General features: G+C 65.5%; 13 protein-coding genes and 1 pseudogene. 4 read left to right on the forward strand and 10 right to left on the reverse strand.

Annotated features, from left to right (window positions below; all coding sequences use genetic code 11):
- Positions 1–29 precede the first annotated feature (29 nt).
- The 6 genes and pseudogenes from eno to ACESY8_RS18195 all read right to left on the reverse strand — a co-directional run bounded on the left by eno (position 30) and on the right by ACESY8_RS18195 (position 6569).
- Positions 30–1331 (reverse strand): phosphopyruvate hydratase, encoded by a 1302-nt coding sequence (gene eno, locus ACESY8_RS18170; RefSeq protein ID WP_007494808.1) that lies wholly within the window; start codon positions 1329–1331, stop codon positions 30–32.
- A 359-nt stretch (positions 1332–1690) separates the two neighbouring features.
- Entirely contained in the window at positions 1691–3211 is a 1521-nt protein-coding gene (gpmI, locus tag ACESY8_RS18175) for a 2,3-bisphosphoglycerate-independent phosphoglycerate mutase (protein WP_021633322.1), read from the reverse strand.
- A gap of 207 nt (positions 3212–3418) precedes the next feature.
- Positions 3419–3496, reverse strand: a pseudogene (locus tag ACESY8_RS18180) (triose-phosphate isomerase); the annotation flags it as partial.
- A gap of 198 nt (positions 3497–3694) precedes the next feature.
- The gene (gene tpiA, locus ACESY8_RS18185) at positions 3695–4468 is read right to left on the reverse strand and encodes a triose-phosphate isomerase (RefSeq protein WP_054339097.1); all 774 of its coding nucleotides are present in this window, start codon (positions 4466–4468) and stop codon (positions 3695–3697) included.
- Between the two features lie 419 nt (positions 4469–4887).
- Positions 4888–6081 (reverse strand): phosphoglycerate kinase, encoded by a 1194-nt coding sequence (locus ACESY8_RS18190; RefSeq protein WP_054339096.1) that lies wholly within the window; start codon positions 6079–6081, stop codon positions 4888–4890.
- Complete coding sequence (locus tag ACESY8_RS18195) at positions 6078–6569, reverse strand: tRNA (cytidine(34)-2'-O)-methyltransferase (protein ID WP_007494798.1); 492 nt, start codon at positions 6567–6569, stop codon at positions 6078–6080. Before ACESY8_RS18195 ends, ACESY8_RS18190 begins: the two co-directional genes overlap by 4 nt.
- A 172-nt stretch (positions 6570–6741) precedes the next feature.
- Here ACESY8_RS18195 and proB point away from each other — a divergent pair, with 172 nt between their 5' ends.
- From proB to ACESY8_RS18215, 4 genes are all read left to right on the forward strand, one after another.
- Positions 6742–7596 (forward strand): glutamate 5-kinase, encoded by an 855-nt coding sequence (gene proB, locus ACESY8_RS18200; protein ID WP_054339095.1) that lies wholly within the window; start codon positions 6742–6744, stop codon positions 7594–7596.
- Between the two features lie 18 nt (positions 7597–7614).
- Entirely contained in the window at positions 7615–8862 is a 1248-nt protein-coding gene (locus tag ACESY8_RS18205; RefSeq protein ID WP_498794914.1) for a glutamate-5-semialdehyde dehydrogenase, read from the forward strand.
- A gap of 262 nt (positions 8863–9124) precedes the next feature.
- Entirely contained in the window at positions 9125–9457 is a 333-nt protein-coding gene (locus ACESY8_RS18210; protein WP_009258104.1) for a hypothetical protein, read from the forward strand.
- Between the two features lie 117 nt (positions 9458–9574).
- Complete coding sequence (locus tag ACESY8_RS18215) at positions 9575–10426, forward strand: C39 family peptidase (RefSeq protein WP_498794915.1); 852 nt, start codon at positions 9575–9577, stop codon at positions 10424–10426.
- A gap of 40 nt (positions 10427–10466) precedes the next feature.
- Here the strand turns inward: ACESY8_RS18215 and ACESY8_RS18220 are convergent, their stop codons facing one another.
- From ACESY8_RS18220 to ACESY8_RS18235, 4 genes are all read right to left on the reverse strand, one after another.
- Positions 10467–11036 (reverse strand): chromate transporter, encoded by a 570-nt coding sequence (locus tag ACESY8_RS18220; RefSeq protein WP_054339093.1) that lies wholly within the window; start codon positions 11034–11036, stop codon positions 10467–10469.
- Positions 11033–11656 carry a chromate transporter gene (locus ACESY8_RS18225; protein ID WP_498794916.1) on the reverse strand — a complete coding sequence of 208 codons (624 nt, stop codon included), beginning with the start codon at positions 11654–11656 and terminating at the stop codon, positions 11033–11035. Before ACESY8_RS18225 ends, ACESY8_RS18220 begins: the two co-directional genes overlap by 4 nt.
- Positions 11657–11812: 156 nt before the next feature.
- A complete protein-coding gene (locus ACESY8_RS18230) occupies positions 11813–13759 on the reverse strand; it encodes an NAD(+) synthase (RefSeq protein WP_054339091.1) in 1947 nt (648 codons plus the stop codon).
- An 86-nt stretch (positions 13760–13845) separates the two neighbouring features.
- On the reverse strand, positions 13846–14985 hold the full coding sequence (locus ACESY8_RS18235; protein ID WP_054339090.1) for an aldo/keto reductase: 1140 nt from the start codon (positions 14983–14985) through the stop codon (positions 13846–13848).
- Positions 14986–15393: the final 408 nt, after the last annotated feature.

Here is a 15393-nt window from a genome sequence, read left to right on the forward strand (position 1 = left end):
CCCCCCCCCCCCCCTTGCGGTTCCTTCGTTTATTTGAGGTTGAAGAAAGCGTCCATACCCAGGTACTGCGCCACGTCGCCCAGCTCCTCCTCGATGCGGAGCAGCTGATTGTACTTGGCCACGCGGTCGGTGCGGCTGGGAGCGCCGGTCTTAATCTGGCCGGCGTTGACGGCCACGGCGATGTCGGCGATGGTGGCGTCCTCGGTCTCGCCGGAGCGGTGGGACACGATGGCGGTGTAGCCGGCCCGGTTGGCCATCTGGATGGCGTCCAGGGTCTCGGTCAGGGTGCCGATCTGGTTGACCTTGATGAGGATGGCGTTGCCCACCTTCTTCTCAATGCCGGTCTTGAGCCGCTCGGTGTTGGTGACGAACAGGTCGTCGCCCACCAGCTGGACGCGGTCGCCGATGGCCTTGGTGAGCATGGCCCAGCCCTCCCAGTCGGTCTCGGCCATGCCGTCCTCCAGGGAGACGATGGGGTAGGTGTCGGCAAACTTCTTCCACATGTTGACCAGCTGCTGCTGGGTCAGCTTCTTGCCGGACTTGGGCTGGATATAGCACTTCTCCTCCTCGTTCCACCACTCGGAGGAGGCGGCGTCGATGGCGATCTTGAAGTCCTCGCCGGGCTTGTAGCCGGCCTCCTCGATGGCCTTGACGATGACCTTCAGGGCATCCTCATCCTTCTTCAGGTTGGGGGCGTAGCCGCCCTCGTCGCCCACGCCGGCGGCGGGGGTGCCGTTCTCCTTCAGGACGTTCTTCAGGGTGTGGAACACCTCGGCGCACATGCGCAGGGCCTCGCGGAAGCAACAGGCGCCCACAGGCATGATCATGAACTCCTGGATCTCCACGTTGTTGGTGGCGTGAGCGCCGCCGTTAAGAATGTTCATCATGGGCACGGGCAGAATCTTGGCGTTGGCGCCGCCGATATAGTTGTACAGGGAGGTGCCCAGGGCCTCGGCCGCCGCCTTGGCGCAGGCCAGGGAAGCGCCCAGGATGGCGTTGGCGCCCAGCTTGGTCTTGTTGGGGGTGCCGTCCAGCTCGATGAGGGCCTTGTCGATGGCGGTCTGATCCAGCACGTTCATGCCCACCAGGCACTCGGCGATGTCGGTGTTCACGTTCTTCACGGCGGTGAGCACGCCCTTGCCCAGGTAACGGCTCTTGTCGCCGTCGCGGAGCTCGCAGGCCTCATAGATGCCGGTGGAGGCGCCGGAGGGCACGGCGGCGCGGCCGACGGTGCCGTCCTCCAGGTAGACCTCCACCTCAACGGTGGGATTGCCGCGACTGTCCAGGATCTCGCGGCCCAGCACGTCAACGATCTCAATGATCTGCTTCATGATGAAAACTCCTTTCGTATTGGCGGCGGGAGTCTGCTCCCGCCTACAGGGGTATTTTGTGTGGGGGGCGGGCTCCGGCCCGCCGGGGCTCTATGGTAGGGCGGGGGTTCATCCCCGCCGGTTACCGCTTCGCCGCCATTCCCTTAAACGGGAAGGTCAGTTGACAATCAGCGTCTCCCCATCCATCTCGGCAGGCTTCTCCAGATACCCCCCCCCGCCCGCCGCGCGGGGGCCCCGGGTCTTTTTATCTGCCCGGGGCAAGTGAATTGCCCCGGCATCAAGGTTTTGGCCGACGGCCAAAACACTTGGACGGCGCACAGCGCCGCCCGCCTGTGGCGGGGATGGGCCTGGAAAAGCCCTTAATTCAGAATCAGCGTCTCCCCGTCCATCTCGGCGGGCTTTTCCAGGCCCATCAGATCCAACATGGTAGGGGCGATGTCGGCTAGGCGGCCGTCCCGCAGCTTGACATCGGCGCCCACAATATAGAAGGGCACCAGGTTGGTGGTGTGGGCGGTGTAGGGGGTCGTGCCGTCAGCGTCCAGCATCCGCTCGGCGTTGCCGTGGTCGGCGGTGATGAGGGACACGCCGCCCATCCGGGAGGTAGCCTCCACCACCTTGCCCACCCCCGCGTCCACGGCCTCCACGGCCTTGACGGCGGCCTCGAACACGCCGGTGTGGCCCACCATGTCGCAGTTGGCGAAGTTGAGGATGATCACATCGTAATTGCCACTCTCAATGCGCTTGACGGCCTCCTCGGTGACCTCGGGGGCGCTCATCTCCGGCTGGAGATCATAGGTGGCCACCTTGGGGGAGGGGATCAGACAGCGGTCCTCGCCCGGGAACACCTGCTCGGCACCGCCGTTGAAGAAGAAAGTCACATGGGCGTACTTCTCCGTCTCGGCAATGCGGAGCTGAGTATAGCCCTGGCGGGCGATATACTCACCGAAGATATTGGTCAGCTCCCGGTGGGGGAAGGCCACCAGCACGTTGGGCATGGTCGCGTCATACTCGGTAGTACACACATAGGTCACCGGGAAGTAGCCCTTTTTGCGCTCCACGTCGGTGAAGGCGGGGTCCACAAAGCAGCGGGTGATCTCCCGCGCCCGGTCGGGGCGGAAGTTGATAAAGATGATGGAGTCGCCCTCCTTCACCTTGCCGTCCTTGGTGCACACCACGGGCTCCACGAACTCATCGGTCACCCCGGCATCATAGGACCTCTGTACCGCGTCCACCGGGTCGGGATTCTGCACGCCCTCACCCCGGGTCATGGCGTCGTAGGCCCGCTGCACCCGGTCCCAGCGCTTGTCCCGGTCCATGGCGTAGTAGCGGCCCATGACGGTGGCCACCTGGCCCACGCCCACCTCTTTGCACTTTTCCACCAGCTTTTCCACATAGCCCTTGCCGGAAGCGGGGGGCACGTCCCGGCCGTCCAGGAAGCAGTGGACATACACCCGGCCTAATCCCCGCTTTTTGGCCATCTCCAGCAGGGCGAACAGGTGGGTGATGTGGCTGTGCACGCCGCCGTCGGACAGAAGCCCCATCAGGTGGAGTGCACCGTCCCGCTCCTTGCAGTCGTCCATGGCCTCGATATAGGCCTCGTTCTCAAAGAAGCTGCCGTCCTCAATGGCGCGGCTGATGCGGGGCAGATCCTGGAACACCACCCGGCCGGCGCCGATGTTGGTGTGCCCCACCTCGGAGTTGCCCATCTGGCCCTCGGGAAGACCCACGTCCAGCCCGGAGGCGGACAGGCGGCAGCCGGGGTTTTCCGCAAAAATCTTGTCCAGGTTCGGCGTGCGGGCCGCGGCGATGGCGTTGCCAGCCCGCTCGTCCCATACGCCGAAGCCATCCATAATGATCAGGGTAGTCGGTGTCTTACTCATAATAACCTCGAATCTCTTCTTCTCTTTCCAAAACGGAGACGGGCGCGGGCGGCCCTGCGCTTCTCGCTGTCACGCTGCGGGTTGGGCGCATGTCCGAATCGTTAAGTCCGGGCTGCGCGAAAAATACCGCTCCAGGCTATCGCCCGTCGCCTGTTTTTTCGTCTGCGCCCTGCCTTAACTCCCCTGTACGCCTGCCCTCCGCACTTCTTACTCCTGGTTGGCCGCGTTCACGATCTCCACAAAGTCCGGGGCCTTCAGAGACGCGCCGCCGATCAGACCGCCGTCCTCGCCGTCGCAAAGTCCGCTCCGCTCCATTTCCGCCTCCCGGCGAACATTTCACTCCGCTTCCTTGCTCCTCCTCTCCCAACGAGACCCGCTGTATCGCCGTCGGCGGCTTTGCCGCCTTACAATACGGCGTACCCCTTGCGGGTGCTGCGCTGAGCTCTCGTTGGGTTCCCGAACCGCCGCCCGACGCGGACGGCGTTACTCCTGGTTGGCCGCGTTCACGATCTCCACGAAGTCGGGGGCCTTCAGGCTGGCGCCGCCGATCAGGCCGCCGTCCACGTCGGGCTGGGCCAGCAGCTCATGGGCGTTCTTTGCATTCATGGAACCGCCGTACTGGATGGTGACGGAGCGGGCCACGCGGGCGCCGTACTGCTTGCGGATGACGGTGCGGATGGCCTCGCAGACCTCGCCGGCCTGCTCGGCGGTGGCGGTCTTGCCGGTGCCGATGGCCCAGATGGGCTCATAGGCGATAACCACGTGGCGCATCTTCTCGGCGGGCACGCCGGACAGGGCGGCCTTCACCTGGTAGGAGATGAGATCCATGGTCACGCCCAGCTCCCGCTGCTCCAGGCTCTCGCCCACGCACACGATGGGGTACAGGCCCGCCTCCAGGGCGGCGTGCACCTTCTTGTTTACCGTGAAATCAGTTTCATTATAGTATTGGCGGCGCTCGGAATGGCCGATCACCACATACTTGACGCCCAGCTCCTTCAGCATCTCAGGGGCCACCTCACCGGTGTAGGCGCCGTGGGACTCATAGTGGCAGTTCTCCGCGCCGATGGAGACGCGGCACTCTTTGAACAGGCGCACGGCGGCCTGGATATTCACATAGGGCACGCACAGCACTACCTCGCACCAGTTGGGCCTGCCCAGCAGGGGCTTAAGCTCCTCGGCAAATGCACGGGTTTCGGAGAGGGTTTTGTTCATTTTCCAGTTTCCAGCGATAATCGTCTTACGGTAGCGGCGGTTCACGGCAAACAATCCTTTCGATTTTGGAATAGCTATAAGGGGGCGGCGCGGCCCCAGCGCAGCGGTTCGTGCGGGGCCACGGCGGAGGAGCTGCCCGGCACGGAAGTTGTCACGCTGCTGCGGCGGCGCGGTCGCCGCACTGCTCACCCCTCCGCGAAAAACACCTTGCGCCTGCGGCGCAACTGCTTTTTCGTCTGCGGGCTTCGCTGTGCGGCTGCTCCGCTCGTCTCCGCGATTCTTTCTTACTTATCCAGCAGGCACGCCACGCCGGTCGCGTCGGCGCAAGCTTTGGATCACTCGCTTCCACGCCTTACGGGAAAGCTCGCTCCCTCCGCTGCGCCTCCTTTTCCCCACACGACCCGCGGCGGAGCCGCTGGGCTCGTGCGGGGGCCCCGGCGGAGGAGCTGCCCGGCACGGAAGTCTTACTTATCCAGCAGGCACGCCACGCCGGGCAGCTCCTTGCCCTCCAGGAACTCGAGGGAGGCGCCGCCGCCGGTGGAGATGTGGGTCATTTTGTCGGCGTAGCCAAGCTGGGCCACGGCGGCCGCGGAGTCACCGCCGCCCACAATGGTGATGGCGTCGGTCTCGGCCAGGGCCTGGGCCACAGCCCGGGTGCCCTCGGCAAAGGCGGGGAACTCAAACACGCCCATGGGGCCGTTCCAGATAACGGTGCCGGCCTCCTTCACGGCCGCGGCATACAGGGCGATGGTCTTGGAACCGATGTCCATACCCATCATGCCGTCGGGGATACCCGCGCCGTCCACGGCCACCGGCTTGGCGTCGGCGGAAAACTCCGCGGCGGCCACGCCGTCCACGGGCAGGAGCAGCTTGACGCCCTTGTCCTTGGCCTTCTGCATCATCTCCCGGCAGTAGTCCAGCCAGTCGGCCTCCAGCAGGGAGTTGCCCACGCCGATGCCCTGGGCCTTGGCAAAGGTATAGCACATGCCGCCGCCGATGATGATGGTGTCGGCAATGTCCAGCAGGTGATTGATCACGCCGATCTTGGAGGACACCTTGGAGCCGCCCAGGATCGCCACCAGGGGGCGCTTGGGGTTAGCCAGGGCGCCGCCCATGATCTCCAGCTCCTTCTGGATCAGGAAGCCGGACACGGCGGGCAGGTAGGCTGCCACGCCGGCGGTGGAGGCGTGGGCGCGGTGCACGGCGCCGAAGGCGTCGGACACGTACACGTCGGCCATGGCCGCCATTTTCCTGGCCAGCTCGGGGTCGTTCTTGGTCTCGCCCTTCTCAAAGCGGGTGTTCTCCAGCAGCAGGATCTGGCCGGGCTTCAGGACGGCGGCCTTGGCGGTGGCATCGGGGCCCACCACGTCGGCGGCCATGATGACCTCGCGGCCCAGCAGCTCGCTCAGGCGCTTGGCCACAGGAGCCAGGCTGAACTTGGGATCGGGTCCCTCCTTGGGTTTGCCCAGGTGGGAGCAGGCGATCACCGCCGCATTCTGCTCCAGCAGGTACTGGATGGTGGGCAGGGCGGCCACGATGCGCTTGTCGTCGGTGATGGCGCCGGTGGCCTTGTCCTGGGGCACATTGAAGTCGCAGCGCAGCAGGACCTTCTTGCCCGCTACGTCGATATCCTTTACGGTCTTCTTGTTGTAGTTCATAGAGCCTCTCCTTTCATCGCGCCCTCCCCGGTCAGGCCGGGAAAGTCAAGCTGCCGCAGGGCCTCGTAGGCGAGGATCGCCGCGGCGTTGGATAAGTTCAGGCACCGGGCCTCCGCCCGGATTGGGATGCGGATACAGCGGTCGGCGTGAGCTCTGCGGAATGCCTCGGGCAGGCCGGCGGTCTCCTTTCCGAAAACCAGGTAGCACTCGTCCCGGAAAACCGCCTCAGTATAGGATCTGGGCGCCTTGGTGGTAGCCAGCCAGATATCCTCCGCGCCGGTCTTCTGAAAGAAGTCGTCCAGGTTTTCATATACCCGCACGTCCACCAGATGCCAGTAGTCCAGGCCGGCCCGCTTGACCGCCTTGTCGCTGATGTCAAAGCCCAGGGGCTTGATGAGATGCAGCCGGGTCCCGGTCACCGCGCATGTGCGCGCGATATTCCCCGTATTTTGGGGGATCTCTGGCTCAAACAGCACGATATTGAGCACCCTGTCTCCCCCTCCCGGTTACTACTTGGTCAGCGCAGGCTATTGTACTCCAAAACAGCAAGGATTTCAACCATAAATGTGTAAATACGCGCTAAAACATTCAGTTTTCTTTCTGGAAGCAGCCCCTTCCTTTTCTTTTTATTGCCCCTTTCGTGCGCCGGTGAAATGTGCTATGATGAAGGGCGAATGGAAGAGGAGTGTGAAGCACGTGAAACAACCGCGCAATCCGCGCAGGCTGGTGGTCAAGGTGGGCACATCCACCCTCACCCGGGAGACCGGGAGCCTCAACCTGCAAAACATGGAGCATCTGGCCCGTGTATTGGCCGATCTGGAGGGCATGGGGTATCAGCCCGTCCTGGTGTCCTCCGGCGCCATCGGCATCGGCACCAAAAAGCTGCGGCTGGGGGAGCGCCCCACCGAGCTGCGGATGAAGCAGGCCGCCGCCGCCGTGGGCCAGTGCAGGATGATGCACATCTATGACAAGCTCTTTGCCGAGTACAACCGGACGGTGGCCCAAATCCTCCTCACCGGCGAGGACGTGGAGTCCCCCGTCCGCTCGGAGCATCTGCACAACACCTTTGAGGCCCTGCTGGAGCTGGGGGTGATCCCGGTGGTCAATGAGAACGACTCGGTGTCGTCAGCGGAGATCGAAACCGGCCAGTGCAAGGTGCTGGGCGACAACGACACCCTGTCCGCCATCGTGGCCCGGCTGTGCGGCGCGGGCCTGCTGGTGCTGTTCAGCGACATCAACGGACTGTATGACGCCGACCCCCGCACCCACCCCGACGCCCGGCTGATCCACCAGGTGGAGGCCATCACCCCGGAGCTGCGGGCCATGGCCGGCGGTGCGGGCACCTGGCGCGGCACCGGCGGCATGGCCACCAAGCTCAACGCCGCCCAGCTCTGCCTGGAGGCGGGGGTGGACATGGTCATCGCCAACGGGGCGCGGATGGAGGCCCTCTACGACATCGTGGAGGGGAAGAACGTGGGCACCCGCTTTTCTGCCCGGCGGGGCGCGCTGCAATAGAAAAGAAGGAGGAATCCCATGACTGTACTGGAGACCCAGGGTCTGGCGGCCAAGCGCGCGGCCCGGGCGCTGGCCGTGGCGGGTACCGCCAGGAAAAACGCCGCTCTGGAGGCGGCCGCGGGGGCCATCGAGGCCCGGCAGGGGGAGATTCTGGCGGCCAACGCCGCAGATCTGGAGGCGGCCAGGGCCGCCGGACTCCGCCCAGCCCTGCTGGACCGGCTGGCGCTGGACGAGGGCCGCATCGCCGGCATTGTGGAGGGGGTGCGGCAGGTGGCCGCCCTCCCCGATCCCATCGGGGCGATGACCAAAATGGACACCCGGCCCAATGGGCTGACCATCGGAAAGCGCCGGGTGCCCCTGGGGGTGATCGGCATCATCTATGAGGCCCGGCCCAACGTGACGGTGGACGCCGCAGCCCTCTGCCTCAAGTCGGGCAACGCGGCGCTCCTCCGGGGCGGCAAGGAGGCCTTCCGCTCCAACCAGGCCTTTGTGGCCGTCCTGCGGGACGCCCTGGAGGAGGCCTGCCTGCCCCGGGACTGCGTGGCCCTGGTGGCCGATACCAGCCGGGAGAGCGCCAACGAGCTGATGGGCCTGACGGAGTACCTGGACGTGCTCATCCCCCGGGGCGGGGCGGGGCTGATCCGCAGCGTGGTGGAGAACGCTCGGGTGCCGGTCATCCAGACTGGCGTGGGGGTGTGCCACATCTACGTCCACGAGAGGGCCGACCTGGACATGGCGGCCCGCATCCTCCACAACGCCAAGACCTCCCGCCCCTCGGTGTGCAACGCCGCCGAGTGCGTGCTGGTGGACCGGGCAGCGGCGCGGGACTTCCTGCCCCTGGCGTGGGAGCTGCTCCAAACCAAGGGCGTGGAGCTGAGGGGCTGCCCGGAAACCCGGGCCATCCTGGGGGACTGGGTCAAGCCCGCCGCCGAGGCCGACTGGGACACCGAGTTCGGCGACTACATCCTGGCCGTCAAGGTGGTATCCGGCTTTGACGAGGCGGTGGACTTCATCGCCTCCCACGGCACCGGCCACTCCGAGGCCATCGTCACCGCCGACTACTTTGCCGCCCAGCGCTTCCTGGACGAGGTGGACGCCGCGGCGGTGTACGTCAACGCCTCCACCCGCTTCACCGACGGCTTCGAGTTCGGCCTGGGGGCGGAGATCGGCATCTCCACCCAAAAAATGCATGCCCGGGGCCCCATGGGCCTGGAGGAGCTGACCAGCTCCAAATATGTAATCTACGGCACCGGACAGGTCCGGTGAGCATAGGATTCTAGGGGGCCGCCCGGCCCTCCGCGGGGCATAGCCGCTGCGGTTTCGCCTGCGCCCCGCGCCTCCGCGCTTCTTGTCACGCTGCGGCGGCTGCGCGACGGCGTCTAAGACCCTCCGACTGTGCAAGCCGGCCTGCGGCCCCTTCGGGCCCTCCGGTCCGTTCGCTCCGCTTTGGGTCTTACCCGCCTGCGCCCCGCGCCTCCGCGCTTCTTGGTACATACGGCTGCCATGCCGTATGAAGGAGGTGCTGACCATGTTGGAATACCGGCTGGAGCCGGAGGGCGGGCTCCTCGTCTGTGCGCTGGGCACTCTGGAGGTGGGGGGCGGTCAGATTGTGGAGTGCTCCCTGTGCCTGTCGGATATCCTGCCCGAGCGGCGGGTGGCCCTGGCGGTGGAGCTTCTGGAGGGCGAACAGCTCCGGGGCACGCGGCTCTATACCGTGCCGCCCCACCATGAGGACGGCCCCGCCGACGTGCGGATAGAGGGCATCCGCTTCTACCTGCCCGGCGGCGCGGGACCGGAGGGGCTGACTCTCCGGTCCGACGCCCACTATATCGACCGGGGTGACCGCTGCGTGTTGCCCTGACCCCTTTGAGGGCCCCTTTGGGGCCCTCAAAATTTATGCTTGCATCTTTCGCCTTCTTTCCCTATAATGTCACTCACTGCGCAATGCGCAGAATCGGACATTGAAGGAGATCGAGAAATGAAACAACAAGTCACTCTGGCGCTGAGCCTCACCCTGGCGGGCGGCCTTCTGGCCGGCTGTGCCGACACGACGGGCGGGAGCCAGCCGACTGGGGCGGCCCAAACATCCCCTGCGGATGCCACACCGAGCGCGGCGCAGAGCGCCGCCTTTACCGACGAGATGAAGATCCCCCATGCCGTGGATCTCTCCCCCGAGGACGGCGCCGACTCCGTGGAGCGGCTGGGCGACCACGCGGACTCCCCCTACTTTGCCCACCCCGACTACTACCACATGCAGTCCAGCGACACCCTCACGATCCTGACCGGCTTCCAGACCATGCAGCAGACCAGCGAATGGGCCTGCGGCGTCACCAGCACCCTGATGGTGCTCAACTGGTATGACCGGCTGGGCGACTGGAACGAGGAGAGCCTGGCCGCCCTGCGCCACTCCCTGGAGGGCACCGGGCTGGCCGGCTACCCCGGCACCACCCTGCGGCAGGCCATGGATATCTTTGACGGCGTGGGCGGATTTACCTATACCACCAATCTGGACTACGAGGACCCCTCCTCCGAGGTCTGGATGGACACCATCCAGGGCTGGCTGGCCGAGGGCAAGCCGGTCATGGTCTGCTGGAACGACTGGGGCGGACACTGGCAGGTGATCATCGGCTACGACACCATGGGCACCGAGACCCAGCAGGACGACGTGTTCATCGTGGCCGACCCCTACGACACCACCGACCACTGTCAGGACGGCTACGGCGTGCTGATGGCGGAGCGCTTCCTGTATAACTTCTCCATGTACGGCGCTTTCCCGGAGGAGGAGGGCGGCAGCGACTTCCTCTTCCTGGTGGCCTCCCCTGCGGAATAAACCAGAAAATCCCGTGCGGCACACACCGCACGGGATTTTTTTAGAACTGGAAGACCGCGCCGATCACCGCCGAGGCGGCGATGAACACGATGGGGTGGAGTTTTTTCAGGGGCTTCACCTGGAGGCACACGAAGATGGCCGCCGCCAGGGCGATCCCCTTCCACTGGAACAGGACCGCCGCGCCGCCGGTCTGGAAGGCGCTCAGATTCAGCAGGGCGATGGAGCAAACCTCCGCCAGCGCCGCGGCGATAAGGGCGGTGGAGGCGGGGCGGATGCCGTAGAACACCGCGTCCACCCCCCGGCTCTCCCGGAACTTCTTCAAAAAGCCCGCGATGACCAGGATGACGAGGATGGAGGGGCACACCAGGCCCAGGGTGGCGATAACGCCCCCCGCGATGCCGCCGGTGTGGAAGCCCACGTAGGTGGCCATGTTCACCCCCATGGGGCCGGGGGTGGACTCGGAGATGGCGATCATGTTGGCCAGCTCTCCGGAGGTGAACCAGCCGGTGCGCTGCCCGATGTCGGTGAGGAAGGGGATGGTGGCCAGGCCGCCGCCGATGGCAAACAGCCCCGCCTTGAAAAACTCGAAGAAGAGCTGAAGGTAGATCACGGCCGCAGCCCTCCCTTCGCCGCCCGGATGCACAGTCCGGCCACGCCTGCGGCCACCACCAGCACCACGGGGGAACAGAGAAAGCTGAGCACACTCCCCGCCCACCCGGCCGGGAAGGACACAAAGCTGCCGAGCACCGCCAGCACCAGCACCACCGCGAAGACGCCCGCCGTCGCCCCGTCCACCACCGTGCTCTTGCGCAGCTTGAGCACGCTGGACAGGATCAGGGCGCACACGCAGGCCCGCACGCCGTTGAAGGCGTCCACCACCACGGGCTGCTCGGCAAAGTTCTGGAGGAAGGCGGCGATGAGCATGATGATGACCAGGCAGGGGAACACCAGTCCCAGGGTGGCCACCACGCCCCCCGCCGCTCCCTTCCGGCTGTGCCCCACAAATGTGGCGGTGTTGACGGCGATGATGCCAGGGGTACACTGGCCGATGGCGAAGTAGTCGGAGAGCTCCTCCTCCGTGGCCCAGCCCCGCTTCTCCACCAGCTCCCGCTGGAGGATGGGCAGCATGGCATATCCCCCGCCGAAGGTGCAAACCCCGATTTTGGCAAAGGTCAAAAACAGGTCGGCATAGATGTTCACGTCACTCCAGCCCCTCCAGTTCCGCCCCATGGAAGCGCGCTTCCATGGGGACCCCTGTATTTCCATCATCCTCGGTGGGAATCAATCCCGCCTGCGGCAAGGTTTTGGCTGCGCCAAAACGCTTGGACGCGCCAAAGGCGCGGCTCACCCCCGCTCGCGGGCGGCTGGCGCCCCATGCAGCGCATCTCACTCCAGCCCCTCCAGCTCCTCCAGCCACAGGGCCGCCACGGCGTCGGAGGGCATGCGCCAGTCGCCCCTGGGAGAGAGGCTGACCGAGCCCACCTTGGGTCCGTCAGGCAGGCAGGAGCGCTTGAACTGCTGGGCGAAGAAGCGGCGGTAGAAGGTACGCAGCCACTGGAGCACGACGGCCCGGGGGTAGGTGCGGCCGAAGGCGTGCTCAGCCAGCCGGAGGACCTTCCGGGGCGGGAAGGCCCAGCGGATGGCATAGTAGAGGAAGAAGTCGTGCAGCTCGTAGGGGCCCACCAGATCCTCGGTCTTCTGGGCGATCTGCCCCTCGATGGCGGGCAGGAGTTCGGGGGAAACGGGGGTGTCCAGGATATCACTGAGCACATGGGAGAGGGCCTCGTCCTCCTCCGCCTTGTCCCCGGCCACATAGGACACCAGACGGCGCACCAGGGTCTTGGGGATGGAGGCATTGACACTGTACATGCTCATGTGGTCGCCGTTGTAGGTGGCCCAGCCCAGGGCCAGCTCAGAGAGGTCTCCGGTACCCACCACCAGTCCGCCGCACTGGTTGGCCACGTCCATGAGCACCTGGGTGCGCTCCCGGGCCTGGCTGTTCTCAAAGGTCACATCATGGTCGTCCATGGACTGGCCAATGTCCTTGAAGTGCTGTCGAACCGCCGCGCCGATGTCGATGCGCCTGAGGGTGGCCCCCAGCCGCTCGGCCAGCTCCACGGCGTTGTCCCGGGTGCGCTCGGTGGTGCCGAAGCAGGGCATGGTGACGGCAATCATGTCGCTGGCCGGCCGGTCCATCAGGCGCATGGCCACGCTGGTGATGAGGATGGCCAGGGTGGAGTCCAGCCCGCCGGACAGGCCCACCACCGCCGCCTGTGCGCCGCTGTGCTCCATGCGCTTTTTGAGGCCCAGCGCCGCCAGGAGGATGATCTCGTCGCAGTGTTCGCTGCACTCGGTGCCGTCCTCCGGGACGAAGGGCAGGGGGTTGACATGGCGGGTGAGGGTGGTGGTGCACGGCTCCAGGGTGAAGGATACCCGGCATACCCCCAGGCAGTGGGCCTCCGCCATGGGGTCCCGCTCCGGAGCGCCGAAGGTATTCATCCGCCGCCGTTCATAGGCCAGGCGCTGCACGTCGATCTCACTGACGGTGAGTCCGGTGGCAAACCGCCGCTCGGCCAGCAGGGCGCCGTTCTCAGCCACGATGTCATGGCCGTTGAAGACCAGGTCTGTGGTGGACTCCCCCTCCCCGGCGTTGGCGTAGACATAGCCGCACACCAGCCGGGCGGACTGGCCGCACACCAGCCGGCGGCGGTACTCGGCCTTGCCCACCAGCTCGTCGGAGGCGGACAGGTTGAGGATAACGGTGGCCCCCGCCTCGGCCAGGGCCACGGAGGGGGGCGTGGAGGCCCACAGATCCTCGCAGATCTCCACTCCCACCACCAGCCCGGGCATGGTATCGCAGGCCCAGAGCTGCCTGCTACACAGGCTGACCTGCTGGCCGCACAGCTCCAGCGTGACGTCCAGATCCTTGCCGGAGGCGAACCACCGCTGCTCATAGAACTCCCCGTAATTGGGCAGCCAGGTCTTGGGTACCAGGCCCAGGATCTCCCCCCGGTGAATGGCGGCCGCGCAGTTGTAGAGCTTTCCGTCCCAGGGGTTTTTCACCGGCAGGCCCAGCGCGGTGAGCATATCCAGGTGCTTGGTGGCCTCCAGGATGGTGGCCAGCCCCTCCTCCGCGCCCCGCAGCAGGGTATCCTGGAGGAACAGGTCGCCGCAGGTGTAGCCGGTGAGGCACAGCTCGGGCAGGGCCAGCACCCGCACCCCCTGCTTATCGGCCTCCCGCATGAGGGTGAAAATCTGTTCGGCGTTGTAGCGGCAGTCGGCCACCCGGATCTGGGGCGTGCCGGCGGCCACCTTGATGAATCCATCGCGCATAGAAAGGCGCCTCCTTATGGCGTATCATGGTCTGTGCCTTTATGATACCCCAAACCGCGGTGGATTGCAACGCCCGCCCCGGGGATTTACCCCAGCTTGCGGGAGAAGTCGGCCATAGCCTCGGAGATTTTGAGCTGCTGGGGGCACACCGCCTCGCAGCTCCGGCAGCCGATGCAGGCGGCGGGCCGCTTCTCCTCCGGCAGGGCCTCCACCGCCATGGGGGCGATGAAGCCGCCGCCGGTGAAGGTGTGCTCGTTGTAGAGGGCCAGCAGGCCGGGGATGTCCAGGTGCCGGGGGCAGTGGTCCACGCAGTAGCGGCAGGCGGTGCAGGGCAGCACCTGCTCCCGCACCATTCCGGCGGCCACATCCAGCAGGGCGGCCTTTTCAGCCTCACTCAGAGGCCGGTCGGTTTCGAAGGTGTCCAGGTTGGCCCGTAGCTGCTCCAGGCTGGACATGCCGGAGAGCACCATAGTCACGCCGGGCACCCCCTGGAGGAAGCGGAAGGCCCAGCCCGGCATGCTCTCCTCCGGCCGCAGGACGGCCAGGCGGGCGGCGTCCCCGTCGGACAGCCTGGCCAGCCGCCCGCCCCGCAGGGGCTCCATCACCCAGATGGGGATATGGCGGCGGTTCAGCTCCTCCGCCTTGGCCCTGGCGCCCTGGAAGTCCCAGTCCAGGTAGTTGAGCTGGAGCTGGCCGAACTCCATGTATTCCCCATAGGCGTCTAGGAAGCGCTGGATCACCGCCAGGGAGCCGTGGGCGGAGAAGCCCAGGTGCCGGATGCGCCCGGCCTCCTTCTGGCGGAGCAGGTACTCCAGCACGCGGTTGGCCGGGTCCAGATAGGGGCCCACGTTGCGCTCGTATACGTTGTGAAAGAGGTAGAAGTCGAAGTAGTCCACGCCGCACTTCTCCAGCTGCTCCTCGAAGATGGCCTCCACCCTGTCCGACCGGATGTTGGACACGTCGTAGCCGGGGAATTTGGAGGCCAGGAGCCAGCTCTCCCGCGGGTAGCGGGACAGCGCGCGGCCCATCACCCGCTCGGAATTTCCGTTGTGATAGCCATAGGCCGTGTCAAAGTAGTTGGCCCCCCGCTCCATGGCCAGAGCCACCATCTCGGCCACCGCCGCCTCGTCCACGTCGCCGTCCCCACCGCCGGGCAGCAGAGGCAGCCGCATGCTGCCGAAGCCCAGCATGGGCAGGCGCAGGTTTTGAAAGTCCTTGTAGATCACGAAATGTCACTCCCATACATTGATTTCAGTTTACCTTACTCCCTGGAGTACACTCCAAGTCAAGCCTTTTTCCCAAAAACACCGAAAAGCCCCGGCCTTTGGCCGGCGGGGGCTTTTCGGGTGTGTGTTGTGTGTCTTGCAAAGGTGTTGGAGAGGGATAAGAGAGGAATTGGTTTGGGAGGATGGTCTCATTCGATTCATCTCTGAATCTGTCTGTATCATACCGTGTAAATAAGACTAAATCGTGTCTTTAATGTGAATAAACTGTAAATATCAGTTTTTTATGTATTGGAGGCGGGATGTACCCCGGTCAGACCGGCGGGCGGGGACAAGCCCCGCCCCTACAGCGCCGCGTATCACGCGGAACCCGATATAACCTCCAGCCAGGCAGGGGCGGCCCTTGGGGCC

Origin of the sequence: Clostridium sp. ATCC BAA-442 (assembly GCF_964239415.1) — a bacterium.
In the GTDB taxonomy this organism is placed as follows: Bacteria; Bacillota; Clostridia; order Oscillospirales; family Oscillospiraceae; genus Flavonifractor; species Flavonifractor plautii.